Below are 16,488 nucleotides of genomic sequence, written 5' to 3' on the forward strand. Positions count from 1 at the left end.
TTTCTCGTCGTTAATAGTTTCTTGTTTCTGTATTTTTGTTTAAAGTGGATGTTCTTCGCAATTTTAAGGATAGTCATAATGCTCCACACACCTTTAGCAAAATATTTACCTAATGTTAGTAAGCTTGTATTTGGATGTATGGGTCTGGGCGGCGGTTGGAATAAAGACGCAATCACTGATGCACATGTTAAGCAAGCTCATGAATGTATAGATAACGCCATTGAAAGTGGTATTAACTTTTTTGACCATGCTGATATTTATACCTTTGGTAAGGCCGAGCAAGTATTTGGTAAAGCGCTAAGTGAGCGAGCAGAGCTTAGAGAACATATATATATTCAATCTAAGTGTGGGATTCGATTTGAAGATGACTTAGGGCCGAAGCGTTATGATTTTTCAGCTAAATGGATTGAGCAATCAGTCGAAGCGTCCTTAAAGCGATTAAACACAGAGTACTTAGATGTACTTATGTTGCACCGCCCTGATCCACTCATGGAAGTTGATGAAATTGCACGTGTATTTAGTTGTTTAAAAGAAAGTGGCAAAGTACGCAATTTTGCAGTATCTAATATGCAGCAGCACCAAATGAACTTTTTACAACATGCGCTCGACATGCCAATTGTTGCCAATCAAATAGAAGCGAGCCTGCAAAAACATCAGTTTGTTGATGAAGGCATATATGCCGGTAACAGTGACGGTAAAGATCTCAATTTTACACCAGGCAGTATTGAGTATTGTCGCCATTTTGAAATCCAAATTCAAAGCTGGGGCAGTTTATGCCAAGGTTTGTACACTGGTAGTGATTTATCAAATGCATCGCAGGCCGATATAAACACCAGTATTTTAGTTAATAAGCTGGCAGCACTTTATGGTACTTCTGCTGAGGCAATTGTACTTGCATGGTTGCTTCGCCATCCCGCATCGATCCAACCAATTATTGGGACGACTAACGCTAAGCGAATTAAAGCCTCTTGTGATGCTGTAAATGTAGAGCTAACTCGTGATCATTGGTATGCACTTTATGTGAGCGCTAAAGGGCATGAGTTACCATAAGTAGGGCACTGATATGAATATCTTCGTTATTTTAATTGGTTTGTTTGTAGCACTTGCTGTGCTTATTCCGTTACTTGAAAAGTATCAAACTAAAATAGGGCTCAACGGCGCAACCAAATACAGTAAATATATTTGGCCATTAGTGATGGTGTCTTTAGTTATTCAGCTCATATATGTACTAATGTACTAATGGTTTATAGCGTATACAAAAAAGCCTTTGCAGGTTAAACCTGCAAAGGCTTTTTTAATGTTTATTAATAAACTTTATTTAAGTGCTAACTGTAGCTCGCGATTGCGCTCAAGCTGGGCAATAAAGTTATCAGCAATAGGTTTAAACTTGGCAAGTTCTGAGCGAGGTAATGGCTCTGACTTAGGAAGTTTTACAGTTTTAGGGTTACGGTGAACGCCATTTACTAAAAATTCATAGTGTAAATGTGCACCAGTAACACGACCTGTAGAACCTACAGTACCAATTTTTTGGCCCTGTTTAACTTTTTGGCCCGTTTTAACTAGCTTCTTATTTAGGTGTAAGTACTTAGTTACATATTGCGTGCCATGGCTAATAAATACGTAGTTACCGTTGTACTTGCTGTAACCCGCTTTAATTACTTTACCGTTACCAGATGCAACAACTGGTGTACCGGTGCGTGCTGCAAAGTCGATACCACGGTGCGCTCTAACTTGCCCAGTAACAGGGTGTAAGCGGCGAGGATTAAAGCTCGAACTAATATACTTAAAGCTTACAGGTGCACGTAAAAATGCTTTTTTCATGCTACGCCCTTCAGGCGTATAAAAATTGCCGTCAGTATGGCGAATAGCTGCAAAGCGCTGACCTTGGTTTACAAATTCAGCTGCAATAATCTTACCGGTACCAATAAACTCGCCATCAACATAGTGAGACTCGTAAATTAAGCCAAATACATCACCTTTGCGAATGTCGTTTGCAAAATCAACATCCCAACCAAATATGTCAGCAAAGTTCATTATTTGGCGTTCGCTTAAACCTGCTGCAATTGCTGAAGTCCAAAAGTTGTTAGATATTTCGCCGCCAGCGGTTTTGGTTAGCGTTTCAATTTCTTTGCTATCAATAGCTGTATCGTAGTTACCTTCTTCATTTAAGGTAACAAATAAAGTATCTGTTTTTGAAATTACATAGCGCAGTTGAGCTAAGGAGCCATCTTCAGCTGTCGCAAAACTAAGTATTTCACCTGGGTGAATTTTAGTCAGTTTTCGAGTCTCTGCATTAGTGTTAATTAGTTTATGAAGCGTTTGAGCCGAAAAACCAGCACGCTTAAAGATAATTGCTAAATTGTCGCCATTTTTAACTTTATGATCGACAAAGTCGTATTCTGGTAACTTTTCTGCTGCTTGCTCTGAATTTAACTCAGTTAATTTTTCGTTGTTATCAACTTTAACTTGTAACTCATAGCGCTTACCAATCTCTAGTGCATTTACACTATTATCTTTAGATGCAGTTGCTTTTTCAGAAGGAAGAAAGAGCAAGCCGGCAATAGCAGAAACCAAACCTAGAATAAGCAATTTGTGTTTTTTGGGGAGGGTGTTAACCACGTGAACCATAACGTGCCTTTTTCTGCTGTCAAGATAATAAATACATAATATTGCAGGATATACCTAATAATGTGCGAATACTAGTGTTTTGTAGATTTAAACTAACGCTGAATTGCGCTAGAATCGAGGTTTGAAGACCTTTTTTAACTGCTTCGTTAACTCAGACTATACGTATTATGTTTAGTTGCATTAATCACTTAAAAAGTTATTTTAATTAGGTAAAATTTGTTATGTTAGTTACATATATAATCTTGGTTTAAACCTGTATTAAATCGAGATAACGCAACTAGCTAGTCGCCTCTTTCGTTGGCAGAATTTTGGAGTAATACACAGTGGATTTACAAACCGCTCTTGCAGAGATAAAACGCGGTGCAGAAGAAATATTAATTGAAGACGAATTAGTTGAAAAACTAAAGACGGGTAAAAAGCTAAAAATAAAAGCGGGTTTTGATCCAACAGCACCTGATTTGCATTTAGGGCACACTGTACTAATTAATAAAATGAAAACCTTTCAAGATCTTGGTCATGAGGTTATTTTCTTAATTGGTGATTTTACAGGCATGATTGGTGACCCAACAGGCAAAAATGTAACGCGTAAACCACTTACTCGTGAAGATGTACTGGCTAATGCTGAAACGTATAAAGAGCAAGTATTTAAAATACTTGATCCAGCAAAAACAACAGTTGCGTTTAACTCTACTTGGATGGAAAAGTTAGGCGCTGCAGGTATGATAAAACTTGCTGCTAATCAAACCGTTGCGCGTATGCTTGAGCGTGATGATTTTAAAAAACGTTACGGTAGCGGTCAGCCAATTGCGATTCATGAATTTTTATATCCACTAGTACAAGGTTGGGATTCGGTTGCACTAGAGTCTGACGTTGAACTGGGTGGTACTGATCAGCGCTTTAACTTGTTAATGGGCCGTGAGCTACAAAAAGTAGAGGGGCAAAAGCCGCAAACAGTATTAATGATGCCATTACTTGAAGGCACTGACGGCGTTCAAAAAATGTCTAAGTCGCTTGGTAATTATATTGGTATTACTGATGCGCCAAACGATATGTTTGGTAAAATAATGTCAATTAGTGATGTGCTAATGTGGCGTTATTACGATTTATTGAGCGCGCTTTCTATTGAGGAAATTGCAGCTCAAAAAGAACGTGTTGAGCAAGGTACTAACCCGCGCGATATTAAAATTGAGCTCGCAAAAGAGTTAATAGCGCGTTTTCATAGTGAAGAAGATGCACAAGCTGCTCATAATGATTTTATTCAACGCTTTCAGAAAAAAGCGCTGCCAGATGAAATCCCTGAGCTGACAGTAACAATTGCCGAAGATGCTATTTTAATTGCTAACTTGCTTAAAGAAGCAAACTTAGTCGTAAGTACATCAGAAGCAATGCGTATGATTAAGCAAGGTGCAGTTAAACTTAACGGTGAAGATAAAATCACCGATACCAAACTTGAAATAGCAAAAGGCACAACGGCTATTTACCAAGTAGGTAAACGTAAGTTTGCAAACATCACTGTAGCTTAAACACAGTTTAAAAACGTAAAAACCAGCCTCGGCTGGTTTTTTTTGGCTCGTATTTTGAGCCCTTTAAATCACTTTTAATATTTCTATGCTGACTATCACTAACAACCAAAATACACGTGCCTGATTCAGTCTATTAATTATTACGGGTACATCATTGGGTGTGGGTAATCTATCAGTACCAATACGCATTTTATTAAAGCGAGTTCCAAAATAAACAGCTGGTCCGCCTAGTTGTACCCCAATAGATGCAGAACATGTACTGAGTAGCCAGCCCGTATTTGTTTGATAAAAGTGCCGGCCATAATGCTTTATATAATGCATGCTTTGTTTGCTTGCTCTACTCGCTGCAATAGTTAAAGCGAGTAAGCGCATAGGAATAAACTCAATGATAAACAAACTTACTTTAAGTGGCTTTAAAAACGGGCTGTTAGGAGAGATATCTCCACGCCATGCTTGCAGTATTAAGGTAAGTAGTCGATAAGCAAGGGCGGCAATGGGGCCAAAAGCTAAAAATATAAATATAACTACGAAATAGTATCGAGCAGTGCGCAGTATTAAACTCTCTATTAATGCTTTGATAATACCAGCAGATGAAAGTCTGCTTACTTCACGGGCAAGCAGTGGTTTTAGTAATTCGCGTGCTGTCGATTTTTGATTTTGTTTAGTTAGTTTTGCAATACGCAGCGCTTTTTTATCAATACTTTTACTTTCGAGGCATAAATATAAAATAAGGCCTGCGAGTAATTCAGGGTAAAAAGCGAATTCAAGCAATAGCACCACAATAATGAGAATGGCACTTAAAATAAGCGTGCTTGCGAGTGTTGCAGCTAAATATTGGTAACTTTTAGGTTCTTTGCTTTTATATATACGCTTACCAATAGCACTAAAAACAGCATTTAACACTGTATTGGGGTGATACCAACTAACAAGAGGAATAAAGCGCTCAGCAAAGAGCGCTATAATAAAGGCAATAAAGTCCAAATGGTTCTGAACAATATTGCTAAGCATTTACAGAGATACTGCCGTTAGCTTTTCTAAAAGTGCGACGACCATTTTAGATGAATTGATTGATGCTGTTTCTAGGTATTCTTCAAATGACTGCGGTGATTCTTTTCCTGCAATATCAGACATCGAACGAATAACCACAAATGGTGTATTAAGCGTAAAACATGTTTGTGCAATTGAAGCACCTTCCATTTCAACGGCAAGCATTGTAGGAAAATCGCTGCGTGCTTTATCAATGCGTACAGGGTCACACATAAATGTGTCGCCAGTACAAATTAAGCCCACTAATGTTTTAACATCACTAATTTTTGCGATTGTTTGCTCTGCTGCTTCAACCAATTTAGGGTGAGCTGCAAAGCCTGCTGGCATTTGTGGTACTTGGCCAATCTCATAACCAAAAGCAGTGACGTCTACATCATGGTGACGTACTTCTGACGAAATGACTACGTCGCCAACACTTAGCGATGGATCGAATCCACCGGCTGAGCCTGTGTTAATTACACAGTCAGGTTTAAAGTTATCGATAAGTAAGGTGGTTGCAATAGTTGATGCCACTTTACCAATACCAGATTGAACAAGTGTTACTGCGTTGCCAGCTAGTTCGCCAGTATAAAAAGTGAAACCTGCTTTAGTTAAAATTTGTGGATTTTGCATAGCTTCGCGTAAAATTTTAACTTCTGGCTCCATTGCGCCAATAATACCAACATTCATAATGTTTAATTCCTGAGTTTGAATGACTTGATTATACGTGAAGTTAGCCATAAAAAACAAAAAAGCGAGCAGTTTTAACGGCTCGCTTAAAATACTTTTAGAAACGTGTTTAGCTCAGAGTATTACTAAATTTCAGCTAAAGCTGTTGTTTGTGCCTTTGCTTGAGAAGGTGATAGTACTGCCGGTTTATGAACACGATTACGAATTGGGCGTTTTGCTTGAGAGGCGCCAGGTTTACCAATTTTATACATAATAGCATCGCGTACTTCAGAAGGGCGGTATCCCGACTTTACTTTCATTCGAATATGAGGAATACCTGCTGCTTCAAGTGCACCATTAACAAACCAATCACGCTGTGCTTTGTGGCCATCTTTATTTGCGTTATTAACTAAATCAACTGCGGCTACAATAGTCATTTTATCTTTATCGATTAATACAAAATCAAGTTGTTTATTTTTTGCTTTAGCAATTGCTGCACGTTTAGATTTAGGTGATAAGCCTTCTTTACAATCAATTACATCGACTAATTTTACGCGGCTTACAATTTTGTATTGATCGCCAACAGCACGTTCTAATAAACTTAAAAAGGCACTCTCTACTTGTGTAAATACGCTCTGCTTGCGAGTAAATGGATACGGATTCCCACCATCGTCACTAAATTTTGATACAACAACAGACGCACCCACAACTAATACTAAAATAGATAATAAAGCGAATTCCATACGGTAACCTCATAACAACAAATTGACACTGCATAACTAAAGCAATTAGTGTGCCTAAATAATGTGTATTAAGGTTTTATTGTTATCGCGTTTTTATGCTTTATTCAGTTTATGGTTAAGCTTGATAACCGTTAGTGAGCCCTTTAACTGCAATAGCAACTGCATCATGGGCATGGAGTGATTCATAATGGTTTATTTGTAGCCAATAATCTGCGTAATTATTATGTTCAAGTAATGCTTTTATTTTACGTGCAGCATCTTCGCAAAACATTAAGTTTTGACCATTCAAACGAGCAAACTCCTGTTCATCTTCACGCTTAACTGCGGCTTGAACAGGTGTTTTTAGTTCCTCCTCAAGTATGTTTATTAAATTTACGACGTCAAATTCATCAGTTTTGCTATTAAGTTTTACTTTTACATTAGCAATAGAGCGTTGTGAATGAGGGGTGGCAACAATTCCTTGCGTTGTACCAAGCCACTCATGTACGTCTTTCTGGCTCAGTGTTTCTTGATTAAACTTCTCACTAAATGCATTTTGTATCAGCTGACGAGCAAGCGCCGCTGAACAGGGACAGGTTGAAGAATAAGTAACGTCGACTGTTAGCTCATAATGAATATTGTTATTTTCAAGTGTACTAGTGAGCGTAATTGGATAGCTTTTCCAACCTGTTTTACCACTTAGTAGTGATTTACGGCGTAATGGTAGTTCAAATTTAAATTCAATTTGTGCTTTATCGCTCAGGCCTTCGTGACTAGTAATAAATGTATCGAGTGCTTGCGCTATAGTTTGAGGGTTAACTTGCTGCTCAGTAGACAACATATCAAGGGCTAAAAATAGGCGCGACATATGAATGCCTTTAGCCTCTTCTTTGTGAAGGTTAACAAATGCACGGGCTTTAGCATTAACAGTAACAGGCGCTAAATCACGGGATTCGAAAATGAATGGCAGCTCAATTTCACCCATACCAACCCAGTCTAATTTACCTGTTTGTAAAGCGGGGGCGGTGTCAGCTATATCGGGCATATTAGTTTGCATGGTATGTTACTCGTTAATTGCAATGATAAGGCGTCGTATTTTACACGAAATAATCTTCTCCTGAAATGAGGACTTTAATAGTGTTTACTTTCGAGCATGAATTTTTTCTGTTTTTGTCGCACAACATGAAAATAGCTAATAGAAAAATGCTAAAATCGGCAAAAATAGTATGTTTAGCAATTTTTACTGCCTTACTTATGTTTAAGCACACCGCTAAGAGATAAAATTACGTATGACCGATTATTCTTTGAGCCCTTGGGTTCGGGTACTTTCCAGCTTAATAACACGATTTGGTGAGTTTAAAACTGCCGCTATTTGTTATTCTTTATTATTAGCCGCATCTCTTATTCTATCGAGCATGTTTTATTATGTCGCAATAGGTGAATTTCACTTTGTTGATATTTTAGCCGTGGTTTTTTTTGCTGCTGTTGTGTCTCCGCTAATTATTAGTGTGCTACTCAATTCAATCCGTCAGTTAGACGCCTCATATGCATATTTAGATAGCGCAACTAAACAAGAAAAATTACTAAATCAGACGCTTAAAGATAATATCAGCCGATTAAATATTGAAATTGATGAACGTAAAATGGCATTTCATGCTAAGCATCGCGCTATTGAAGAGTTACGCCGAGAAATAGCAGAACGTAAAAAAACACAGCAAGAGTTAGCACAACAAAGTATGTTGCAACGCTCTATTGTTGACTCATCACCTGATTTATTTTATTACCGCGATAACAATGGTGTGTTTGCTGGATGTAATAAAGTATTTGAAGAAGTAATGGGAAAGTCCAGCAGTGAGCTTATTGGTAAAACAGTTGAGCAAATATTTCCAAGTGATTTTCTATCTGAAGTTTTAAGAACCGATAAAGAAGTAGAGCAAAACCATCAACCCCTAACTATCGATGTTGGTTACGAAGTAAACGGTGAAACTCGTTGGTTTGAACTACGTAAACTTCCTTTTATTAATGATGAGGGCGATTACATAGGTTTACTTGGCTTTGGCCGTGACATCACCAGCCGAAAAGAAGCCGCGCAAGCACTTGAAACAGCATATAAAGATAAAGGGAAGTTTATTGCAACATTGAGTCATGAGTTACGTACTCCGCTAAATGGTATTGTTGGGTTAACTCGGATGTTACTTGATACGGATCTTAATAAACAGCAACGCAGTTGGTGTAATACAGTCTTCTCGAGTGCTGAAACATTAGGTAATATTTTTAACGATATTATAGATTTAGATAAAATAGATAGAGAACAACTCGATATAGCCACTAATTCAATTAATGTTTCTGACTTTATTAATGACGTTGTGAATTTTGCTGGGCTTATTGCTGAACAAAAAGAACTAAAGTTTAATATTGAGCGTCATGGTGTGCTTGACGTATATGCAGAGTTAGATCCGACCCGATTGCGCCAGGTTGTATGGAACTTAATTAATAACGCTGTTAAGTTTACTCAGCAAGGTGAAGTTAAGCTTGTTTGCCGTAGAGAAAATCGCTCTGAAGGCGCTTGGTTAGTCATGAAAATTTCAGATACAGGCCAAGGCATACCGCAAGAGCAACTCCCACGAATATTTGATATGTATTATAAAGCACCAGATATAAAAGGGACTAATGCAATTGGTTCAGGAATAGGACTTGCTGTTACGAAGGCCTTAGTGAGTGCTATGAATGGTATTATCACTGTCGATAGTACCGAAGGGAAGGGCAGTTGTTTTACGGTTCAAATACCGTTAAGCCTCTGTATTGCTCCAACGGAACAAGGTTATGTTGGTCGAAGCCTGCATATTTTACTGGTAGAAGATGTGCCGCTCAATGCAGAGATTGCGACTAACTTATTAGAGCAGCGAGGACACGAAGTATTATGGGCCGAAACAGGTGAAGATGCTCTATCTTTTGTTGAAACTGAAGACGATTTAGATTTAATTTTACTTGATATGCAATTACCAGATATAAATGGTGACGAAGTAGCTAGGCAGATACGAGCAGATAGTTATTTTGATAAATTACCGATTGTTGCACTTACTGCTAACGTTCGAAGCGCAGAAGAAGAGCTTGCGGGAATATCAATACAAGGAGCACTTGCTAAACCTATTAATACAGTGAAACTTGATAAAATGCTTGCTGACTTATTTGATATTAAAAAAATAGAGAATAAAGCGCCTCAGTTAAAAGTAAGTGCAGAAGCACTTAAAGGCATTGATGCTCATTTACTTGATGTTGAGACAATAGAAGACTTTGTTAACTCAATGGGAGTGGTTGTATTTAAACGCAGTAGTCAGTTGTTTGAAAAGTTAAACCCACAATACCAACAAGAGTTACTTGCTTCATTAAATAGCGGTGATAGAGAAGAGTACAAATCGGTAGCGCACAAGCTTAAAGGAGCCGCTGGATCTGTTGGTTTAAATGATGTGCAACTTCATGCAAAAGTAATGGAATATGGCGCTATTGATGAAACTGATGAAGTTTTAAACGAATGGTTAGATGTTCTAGCAGATAAAATAAATGAAGGACAACAAGCCCTTCATTTATTTTTACAGCAATTAGAGTAAATGTTCGTTCTAATTAGCTATCAATTTTACCAATAAAGCGATAACCCTCACCATGGATAGTGCTGATTAACTCTGATGTTGAGTTGTCGCTTTCAAAGTGTTTACGAATACGACGAATTGTAACATCAACAGTACGGTCGTTTGCACGAAGCTCACGGCCCGTCATGTGTTTAATTAATTGCTCACGGCTAAAAATGCGGCCAGGAGAATCAAGCATTAAACGCAGTGCTCTGTACTCACCTTTAGGTAAACGCTTAGCATCACCATTGGGAGATGTTAGGCAACGGCTGTTTTCATCAAGTTCCCAACCATTAAATGTAATAACACCATTTGTTTCTAGTGCTGATTCTTCACCACCTAGCGCTGTACGTGTAATTAGGTTACGCGCTCTAATTGTCAGTTCGCGTGGGTTAAACGGTTTAGTGATATAATCATCAGCACCAATTTCAAGCCCCAAGATACGATCAACATCGTTATCTCGACCCGTTAAGAAGATAAGGCCCACTTTGCGCTTTTGGCGTAATTCACGAGCTAATATAAGACCGTTTTTACCTGGAAGATTGATATCCATAACTACAAGATTAACGTCATCGTTATTTGTAAGCTTGTCATGCATGTCATCGCCATCAATGGCTTCAATAACTTTGTAACCTTCAGCTTCAAATAAACTAACGAGGTTTAGTCGAGTTACGTCTTCATCCTCTACGATTAGAATGACTGGCGTTTGCATTATTAATTAACCTTTTGGATTATTTACAAAAAAATCGGTATTACACATAAAACCGATTACTAGAGATTATAGGATTATATCCAATTGTTAACAAGAAAAAACAATGTGGATAAATTTTAAACAGTAGCGTATTCAAAGTTTACTAAAAAGGGCCGTGCAAAAACTACTGTTTAATAGATATATCTACGGATGTACTCATTTGAATAGTAAAGTCGAAGCCATTTTCTTTTAATAATCGATACATCCATCAATTATGTAAAAGTGCTTAAAATAATCAAACCAATTCAAAGCGAAATTATATCATCATCTAACCTTTCATCAATGTATGTGATATCACAAAGATGATAAAGTTCACAAATGACTTCGTATTAATTATTTAATATTACGTATTTTACCACATGCACTCTTTATGTGGTCATTAAGTAGTAATTCAAGGACTAAATTTTAAATTAATGTACTTTTTAGTTATATTCCATTAAGGAATTGTAATTATAAAGCGTGCACCCTGTTGTTCTTCTAGATCAAAGAGTATTCGCCCCCCAAGTGATTGCGTAACTAAATTATAAACTAGATGCATTCCAAGACCGCTTGCACCTTGCCCTCTTTTAGATGTAACAAAGGGGTCAAAAATTCTATGCTTAATACTGTTATCTACACCTTGGCCATTGTCACTATAAACGATAGTGAGTTGTTTCCCGATTAGCTCAATATCAAAGCGTATTTCGTTGTTTTCAGCATCTAAAAAACCATGAATTACAGAATTAAGTAATAGTTGTTGAAATATTTGCTGTAACGGTTCTGATTTACTCTGTATGGCTAAATCAGTAGGACAATTAATAGTAACGACAGGGTTTTTATCGGTAAGCTCTGATTGCATTGATGTTAGAACATCGCTGATAAGCTTATGGATGTTTAAATTGGTATTGTCACCATCATCTTGGATAACCGCAACTTTTTTAAAGTTAGAAATTAAATCAGCAGCGCGATTTAAGTTACGATAAATTAAATCAAGATTTTCTATACCTTCATCTATAAAGTTTTTTAATTGGTTAGACGTAAGTTTTTTATCATCAAAGCTTAGTTTTATATCAGCGAGTTTATCACGCAACAACGTAGAGCCGGTGATCCCAAGTCCAATCGGTGTATTAACCTCATGAGCAACGCCTGCAACCATTTGCCCAAGTGAGGCCATTTTTTCATTTTCTACAATTTGTGTTTGATACTGGTGCATACGCTCAAGTGTCGTTAAAAGATCTTGATTTGCTTCTCTAAGTGCAATAGTACGTCGATTTACTTTTTCTTCTAGATTCTGGTTTAATTGTTTTATTTCTTCTTTATCTTTTTCGTGTCGGGTAAGTTGCTTTTGAGTTCGGGCAAGCATGATATTTAAACTGTTAGAAAGCGCGGTAATTTCTTTTACATTGGTTGATGGCGCTCGTGCGTCGTAATTATGGTTCTTTGATACGTCTTGCAATAGTCTGTTTAAATGCTCAATTGGCTTTGCAATCCGTTTTTGTACTTTTATAGCAATAAAGTACACCACAATAAGTATTAGTAGCGTTAAAAATATATCGATTAGTATTTTTTGTTTTATATATACATCAAGGCTCTCAAGGCTTCCACGCATGTAAACGTAGCCAACTAATTTTTCATCATTTAAAATTGGGCGTATAAGTTCAATATATTCATTGTTGATACGTGGTGTTTCTAATTCGTCAATGCTATCTATTCTAAGTGGCACCGGAGGTGTTTTTTTTGCATTAAAACTGATAAAAAAAACTGGTTTTTGTGAGGTTTTTTCTATTGAATAAATATGGATGTTTTTAACAAGTGGGATTTTATCAAACGATTTAAGCCGTCTTTCTTCATTTTTTCTATTGTTTGTTATTACAGAGTTTCCTGCATCAAAAGCAACAATTTCAGAAAGAATAACCAGTTTGCTAATAATTAACTGCTTTTGTTCTTTAACACTTAAATAAGTTGAAATAGAAATAGATAACGACAAGCAAATAGCTGTTATAAGCATAATTAAGTTTATTAGCGCTTTGCGAATACTACTTTGATGTACTTTTTTAGGCATTGTTTGATCGTCGCCTGAGTTAATTTAATTAGTTAAGGTTATAGTTTAGCAAAGACGCAGAAAAATGAAGGAAAAAACGAGGCTAATTCTTATATTTATTCGAAAGTTAGCGCGAGCACTTAACGTGCTCAATCAGTTAAATATTTAAATTAGCTAATATAAACAGCAAATTTATTATTTTTAAATACCGTTTGATAGTCTGCAAATTGAGACTCTAGAATAGGCGGGTACTTTAAAAAGCTGTTAGCAACAATATTCAGCTTGCCCACTTTCGTCAAATGTAATTTTGCGTTTGCAAGAAAAGTTTCAGCAACAGTGTAATCAGTTGCAATACCAGTATGAAATGGTGGGTTACTTACAATTAAATCAAATTTTCCGCTAATATTTTTCAGACCATCGCTTAATATAGCAATGCCTTTTATACCATTTAGCTTTAAAGTTTGTTCTGTTGCATATGTTGCTAAGGCGCTAACATCGCTACAGACAAACTCAAGGGCAGAGTTTTGCAGTCCTAAATAGGTTGCTATTAAACCTGCGCCGCAGCCAAAGTCGAGCACTTTACCTTGTTTTATCGTTGGTGCGTTTTCAAGTAGTATTTTTGTTCCTGCATCCAAACTGCCGTGGTTAAATACCCCAGGAACACTGATAGCTGTAAACTCAGTGTCGGCAACATTAACAATAAACTTTTTGTGATAGGTCGTAATATCAAAGTGTGGGTGTTTGGTTATTTCAGCAAATGAGTAAAGAACGCAGTGCTTAGCTGAATCAATCTTGTTACTAAACTCAGCTTTACCAGCTAATTGTTTTTCAATTGATTTAACACCACTTTTGTTTTCACCTACCACCAATAGCTCGGCATCATCAGTAATAGCAGAGCGGATATTATCAAGTGCCATAAGTAATTCTGGTTTTGATTTAGGGTAGTAAAGAATAACTAAATCGTAGTCGTTACCAGGTATTGTGTGACTTACATGAATATCAACATCTTTGGTGTTTTTAGCAAACTCTCCGTTAGCATGGTTGTAGCTAAACGCAGTTACTTTGCTTTGCGGGTTAAGTTCTTTAAGCTCTGTTAAAAAGCCATCTTGAACAAAGTTGACCACCAAGATAGATTTACCCGTTAGTGCCTCGCTATTTCGAAGTAACAGTAAACTTGGGTTGGTTAATACGCTCATAAATGGCTTTGCCTTACAGTATGTTTAGTTTTATTAAAAGTGAGATTAAGTAATTAAAATTTAATTACTCAGTACGCTCAAACATTAAATCCCATACGCCATGGCCTAAACGATGGCCGCGTTGCTCAAACTTAGTAAGAGGGCGCAAATCTGGGCGTGGAACATAATCGTTTGTTTCAGATTGGTTTTTAAAACCAGGTGCCACTTTCATAACTTCAAGCATATGCTCTGCGTAGTTTTCCCAATCTGTAGCCATGTGAAAAACACCGCCCATTTTTAATTGAGTTCTTAATTTTTCAACAAACTCAGCTTGTACAATACGACGTTTATGATGACGTTTTTTATGCCAAGGATCAGGGAAAAATAATTGCAGTGTGGTTAAGCTTTCATTAGGTATGCAATCTGCAAGTACTTCAATTGCATCGTGTTCAAAAATGCGTAAGTTGGTAATGCCTGCTTCATCGGCATCCATTAAACAAGCACCAACGCCTGGGCGGTGTACTTCAATACCGATAAAGTTTAGATGTGGGGCATTTGTTGCCATTTCGACAAGCGATTTACCCATACCAAAACCAATTTCTACGACTACATCGTTGTTGTTGCCAAAAACTTCGCTTAAATCAAGCATACCGTTTTTATGCTCTAGGCCCATTGTTGGCCAGCATTTTTCGATTGCAGCGGCTTGGCCTTTGGTTAATCGACCTTCGCGTTTTACAAAACTGCGAATGGTGCGGATGTATTTACCTTCTTGCTTAGCTTGCTCAAGGTTAGTGTTGCTTGATTCACTCATATTATTGGCCTGACAAAAACAATGTGTTTAAAAATGGTTGCATATTATCCCTGACCGAGCCCGCAATCACAAGTATTAGCTGGTTTTGCACCGCGTATAGCTTGATCTTTTTGTTAACTGCAATAGACTGAGCCGCCATTGGGCATCAGTAAAAGTTAAAAATGTTGGATTTAAATAAAGAACAGTCACACTTATTTTCTAATCAAGTTGTTGATTGGTATCACCTTCATGGGCGTAAAACGCTTCCATGGCAACTAGGTAAAACTCCTTATAAAGTGTGGGTGTCTGAAGTGATGCTGCAGCAAACCCAAGTTATTACTGTTATTCCGTATTTTGAGAAATTTATGGAGAGCTTTCCAGATATCATAGCTTTAGCTGATGCGGATGAAGACTTAGTACTGCATCACTGGACTGGCTTAGGGTATTACGCACGTGCGCGTAACTTACATAAAACAGCCAAAATAGTACGTGACAAATACCAAGGTGAGTTTCCGAAAACACTCTATGAAGTAATGGATTTACCTGGAATAGGGCGCTCTACTGCCGGGGCTGTTTTATCATTGTCGCTTGGGCAGCATCACCCTATTTTAGATGGGAACGTGAAGCGAGTTTTAGCGCGCTATTTTATGATTGAAGGCTGGTATGGTGTTAAAAAAGTCGAAAACCAGCTTTGGCATTTATCAGAGCAGTTAACGCCTAAAGATAATGTTACCGAGTTTAATCAAGCTATGATGGATTTAGGGTCGAGTGTTTGCTCACGCAGTCGGTTTGATTGCGAGGCTTGCCCATTAAACTCAGGCTGTGGTGCTTTTAATGCAGGCAAGGTAAAAGAGTTCCCACATTCAAAACCTAAAAAAACAACGCCTAAAAAAAGCTGTCATCAGTTAATAATTAAGTGTAATGACAAAGTTTTAATGGAAAAACGACCTAATTCGGGAATTTGGGGGGGTTATTTGGCTTTTTTGAATTTGCTGAGTACGCAGATCTAGAAGTATTTATGGCGCAGCAAGGGTTTAAGGCTCAGCTAAAACAGCTTGATCCATTTGCACATATATTTTCGCATTTTGAACTAACGATAAATCCACACGTACTGAATATAGAGTGTATTCCTGATGTTGTTAATGACAGACAGTTAATATGGTATCCATTAGATCAGTCGATAGAAGTTGGTTTGGCCGCACCGACTAAAAAGTTGGTTAAACAAATTGCACCAATAGGTTAAACTGTTTGCATTTATCGCTAAAGAGAATTAATTATGGCACGTACAGTATTTTGTCAAAAGTTACAAAAAGAAGCAGAAGGTCTTGGGTTTCAATTATACCCAGGTGAAATTGGCGAAAAGATTTTTAATAATATTTCCAAAGAAGCATTTGCTCAGTGGCAACATAAGCAAACAATGCTGATTAACGAAAAGCATTTAAATATGATGGATCCAGAACATCGTATATTTTTAGAAGAGCAGATGGTTGGCTTTTTGTTTGAAAATAAAGATGTAGAAATTGAAGGTTATAGACCTCCAGAAAAGTAATTTTACTTT

The 16,488-nt window shown here is 37.3% G+C and carries 14 protein-coding genes and 1 pseudogene; 6 read left to right on the forward strand and 9 right to left on the reverse strand.

Features of this window, described 5'->3' with window-relative positions; translation table 11 throughout:
* Nucleotides 1-78: 78 nt before the first annotated feature.
* Together D172_RS03605 and D172_RS21555 are read left to right on the forward strand one after the other, a co-directional pair.
* Complete coding sequence (locus D172_RS03605; RefSeq protein ID WP_007378926.1) at nucleotides 79-1,050, forward strand: aldo/keto reductase; 972 nt, start codon at nucleotides 79-81, stop codon at nucleotides 1,048-1,050.
* Nucleotides 1,051-1,063: 13 nt separating this feature from the next.
* Complete coding sequence (locus D172_RS21555) at nucleotides 1,064-1,240, forward strand: hypothetical protein (protein WP_007378927.1); 177 nt, start codon at nucleotides 1,064-1,066, stop codon at nucleotides 1,238-1,240.
* 74 nt (nucleotides 1,241-1,314) lie between these two features.
* On the opposite strand, the gene D172_RS03610 is transcribed toward D172_RS21555, so the two are convergent.
* On the reverse strand, nucleotides 1,315-2,628 hold the full coding sequence (locus tag D172_RS03610) for a peptidoglycan DD-metalloendopeptidase family protein (protein WP_007378402.1): 1,314 nt from the start codon (nucleotides 2,626-2,628) through the stop codon (nucleotides 1,315-1,317).
* Between the two features lie 323 nt (nucleotides 2,629-2,951).
* On the opposite strand from D172_RS03610, the gene tyrS reads away from it, so the two are divergent.
* Nucleotides 2,952-4,151, forward strand: a complete 1,200-nt coding sequence (tyrS, locus tag D172_RS03615) for a tyrosine--tRNA ligase (RefSeq protein ID WP_007378401.1) — start codon at nucleotides 2,952-2,954, stop codon at nucleotides 4,149-4,151.
* A gap of 63 nt (nucleotides 4,152-4,214) precedes the next feature.
* Here tyrS and D172_RS03620 read toward each other — a convergent pair whose 3' ends face one another.
* The 4 genes from D172_RS03620 to folE2 form a co-directional block, all read right to left on the reverse strand.
* Nucleotides 4,215-5,159 carry a cobalamin biosynthesis protein CobD/CbiB gene (locus tag D172_RS03620; RefSeq protein ID WP_033023822.1) on the reverse strand — a complete coding sequence of 315 codons (945 nt, stop codon included), beginning with the start codon at nucleotides 5,157-5,159 and terminating at the stop codon, nucleotides 4,215-4,217.
* Nucleotides 5,160-5,867, reverse strand: coding sequence for a 5'-methylthioadenosine/S-adenosylhomocysteine nucleosidase (mtnN, locus tag D172_RS03625; RefSeq protein ID WP_007378399.1), 708 nt, complete (start codon nucleotides 5,865-5,867; stop codon nucleotides 5,160-5,162).
* Nucleotides 5,868-5,992: 125 nt separating this feature from the next.
* Nucleotides 5,993-6,589 (reverse strand): DUF2726 domain-containing protein, encoded by a 597-nt coding sequence (locus D172_RS03630; protein WP_007378398.1) that lies wholly within the window; start codon nucleotides 6,587-6,589, stop codon nucleotides 5,993-5,995.
* Nucleotides 6,590-6,704: 115 nt separating this feature from the next.
* Complete coding sequence (gene folE2 / locus D172_RS03635) at nucleotides 6,705-7,625, reverse strand: GTP cyclohydrolase FolE2 (RefSeq protein WP_007378397.1); 921 nt, start codon at nucleotides 7,623-7,625, stop codon at nucleotides 6,705-6,707.
* A gap of 232 nt (nucleotides 7,626-7,857) precedes the next feature.
* On the opposite strand from folE2, the gene arcB reads away from it, so the two are divergent.
* Complete coding sequence (arcB, locus tag D172_RS03640) at nucleotides 7,858-10,176, forward strand: aerobic respiration two-component sensor histidine kinase ArcB (RefSeq protein WP_007378396.1); 2,319 nt, start codon at nucleotides 7,858-7,860, stop codon at nucleotides 10,174-10,176.
* A gap of 13 nt (nucleotides 10,177-10,189) precedes the next feature.
* Here arcB and arcA read toward each other — a convergent pair whose 3' ends face one another.
* From arcA to trmB, 4 genes are all read right to left on the reverse strand, one after another.
* Nucleotides 10,190-10,906: a two-component system response regulator ArcA gene (arcA, locus tag D172_RS03645; RefSeq protein ID WP_007378395.1), complete on the reverse strand. Its 717-nt coding sequence runs from the start codon at nucleotides 10,904-10,906 to the stop codon at nucleotides 10,190-10,192.
* 475 nt (nucleotides 10,907-11,381) lie between these two features.
* The gene (locus tag D172_RS03650) at nucleotides 11,382-12,986 is read right to left on the reverse strand and encodes a sensor histidine kinase (protein WP_007378394.1); all 1,605 of its coding nucleotides are present in this window, start codon (nucleotides 12,984-12,986) and stop codon (nucleotides 11,382-11,384) included.
* Between the two features lie 149 nt (nucleotides 12,987-13,135).
* Nucleotides 13,136-14,161, reverse strand: a complete 1,026-nt coding sequence (locus D172_RS03655; protein WP_007378393.1) for a methyltransferase — start codon at nucleotides 14,159-14,161, stop codon at nucleotides 13,136-13,138.
* Between the two features lie 64 nt (nucleotides 14,162-14,225).
* Nucleotides 14,226-14,951 (reverse strand): tRNA (guanosine(46)-N7)-methyltransferase TrmB, encoded by a 726-nt coding sequence (trmB, locus tag D172_RS03660; protein ID WP_007378392.1) that lies wholly within the window; start codon nucleotides 14,949-14,951, stop codon nucleotides 14,226-14,228.
* Nucleotides 14,952-15,112: 161 nt separating this feature from the next.
* On the opposite strand from trmB, the pseudogene mutY reads away from it, so the two are divergent.
* Both mutY and D172_RS03670 read left to right on the forward strand, forming a co-directional pair.
* A pseudogene (mutY, locus tag D172_RS03665) lies at nucleotides 15,113-16,173 on the forward strand (A/G-specific adenine glycosylase).
* Between the two features lie 33 nt (nucleotides 16,174-16,206).
* The gene (locus tag D172_RS03670; RefSeq protein WP_007378389.1) at nucleotides 16,207-16,479 is read left to right on the forward strand and encodes an oxidative damage protection protein; all 273 of its coding nucleotides are present in this window, start codon (nucleotides 16,207-16,209) and stop codon (nucleotides 16,477-16,479) included.
* The last annotated feature ends 9 nt before the right edge of the window (nucleotides 16,480-16,488 follow it).

This window comes from Pseudoalteromonas sp. Bsw20308 (genome assembly GCF_000310105.2).
Taxonomy (GTDB): Bacteria; Pseudomonadota; Gammaproteobacteria; order Enterobacterales; family Alteromonadaceae; genus Pseudoalteromonas; species Pseudoalteromonas fuliginea.

What these genes read in the sequence shown, in the direction of transcription:
- D172_RS03605 (WP_007378926.1), top strand. Translation starts at nt 79, where the DNA reads ATGCTCCACACACCTTTAGCAAAATATTTACCTAATGTTAGTAAGCTT.
- D172_RS21555 (WP_007378927.1), top strand. Translation starts at nt 1,064, where the DNA reads ATGAATATCTTCGTTATTTTAATTGGTTTGTTTGTAGCACTTGCTGTG.
- D172_RS03610 (WP_007378402.1), bottom strand. Translation starts at nt 2,628, where the DNA reads ATGGTTCACGTGGTTAACACCCTCCCCAAAAAACACAAATTGCTTATT.
- D172_RS03620 (WP_033023822.1), bottom strand. Translation starts at nt 5,159, where the DNA reads ATGCTTAGCAATATTGTTCAGAACCATTTGGACTTTATTGCCTTTATT.
- mtnN (WP_007378399.1), bottom strand. Translation starts at nt 5,867, where the DNA reads ATGAATGTTGGTATTATTGGCGCAATGGAGCCAGAAGTTAAAATTTTA.
- D172_RS03630 (WP_007378398.1), bottom strand. Translation starts at nt 6,589, where the DNA reads ATGGAATTCGCTTTATTATCTATTTTAGTATTAGTTGTGGGTGCGTCT.
- folE2 (WP_007378397.1), bottom strand. Translation starts at nt 7,625, where the DNA reads ATGCAAACTAATATGCCCGATATAGCTGACACCGCCCCCGCTTTACAA.
- arcB (WP_007378396.1), top strand. Translation starts at nt 7,858, where the DNA reads ATGACCGATTATTCTTTGAGCCCTTGGGTTCGGGTACTTTCCAGCTTA.
- arcA (WP_007378395.1), bottom strand. Translation starts at nt 10,906, where the DNA reads ATGCAAACGCCAGTCATTCTAATCGTAGAGGATGAAGACGTAACTCGA.
- D172_RS03650 (WP_007378394.1), bottom strand. Translation starts at nt 12,986, where the DNA reads ATGCCTAAAAAAGTACATCAAAGTAGTATTCGCAAAGCGCTAATAAAC.
- D172_RS03655 (WP_007378393.1), bottom strand. Translation starts at nt 14,161, where the DNA reads ATGAGCGTATTAACCAACCCAAGTTTACTGTTACTTCGAAATAGCGAG.
- trmB (WP_007378392.1), bottom strand. Translation starts at nt 14,951, where the DNA reads ATGAGTGAATCAAGCAACACTAACCTTGAGCAAGCTAAGCAAGAAGGT.
- D172_RS03670 (WP_007378389.1), top strand. Translation starts at nt 16,207, where the DNA reads ATGGCACGTACAGTATTTTGTCAAAAGTTACAAAAAGAAGCAGAAGGT.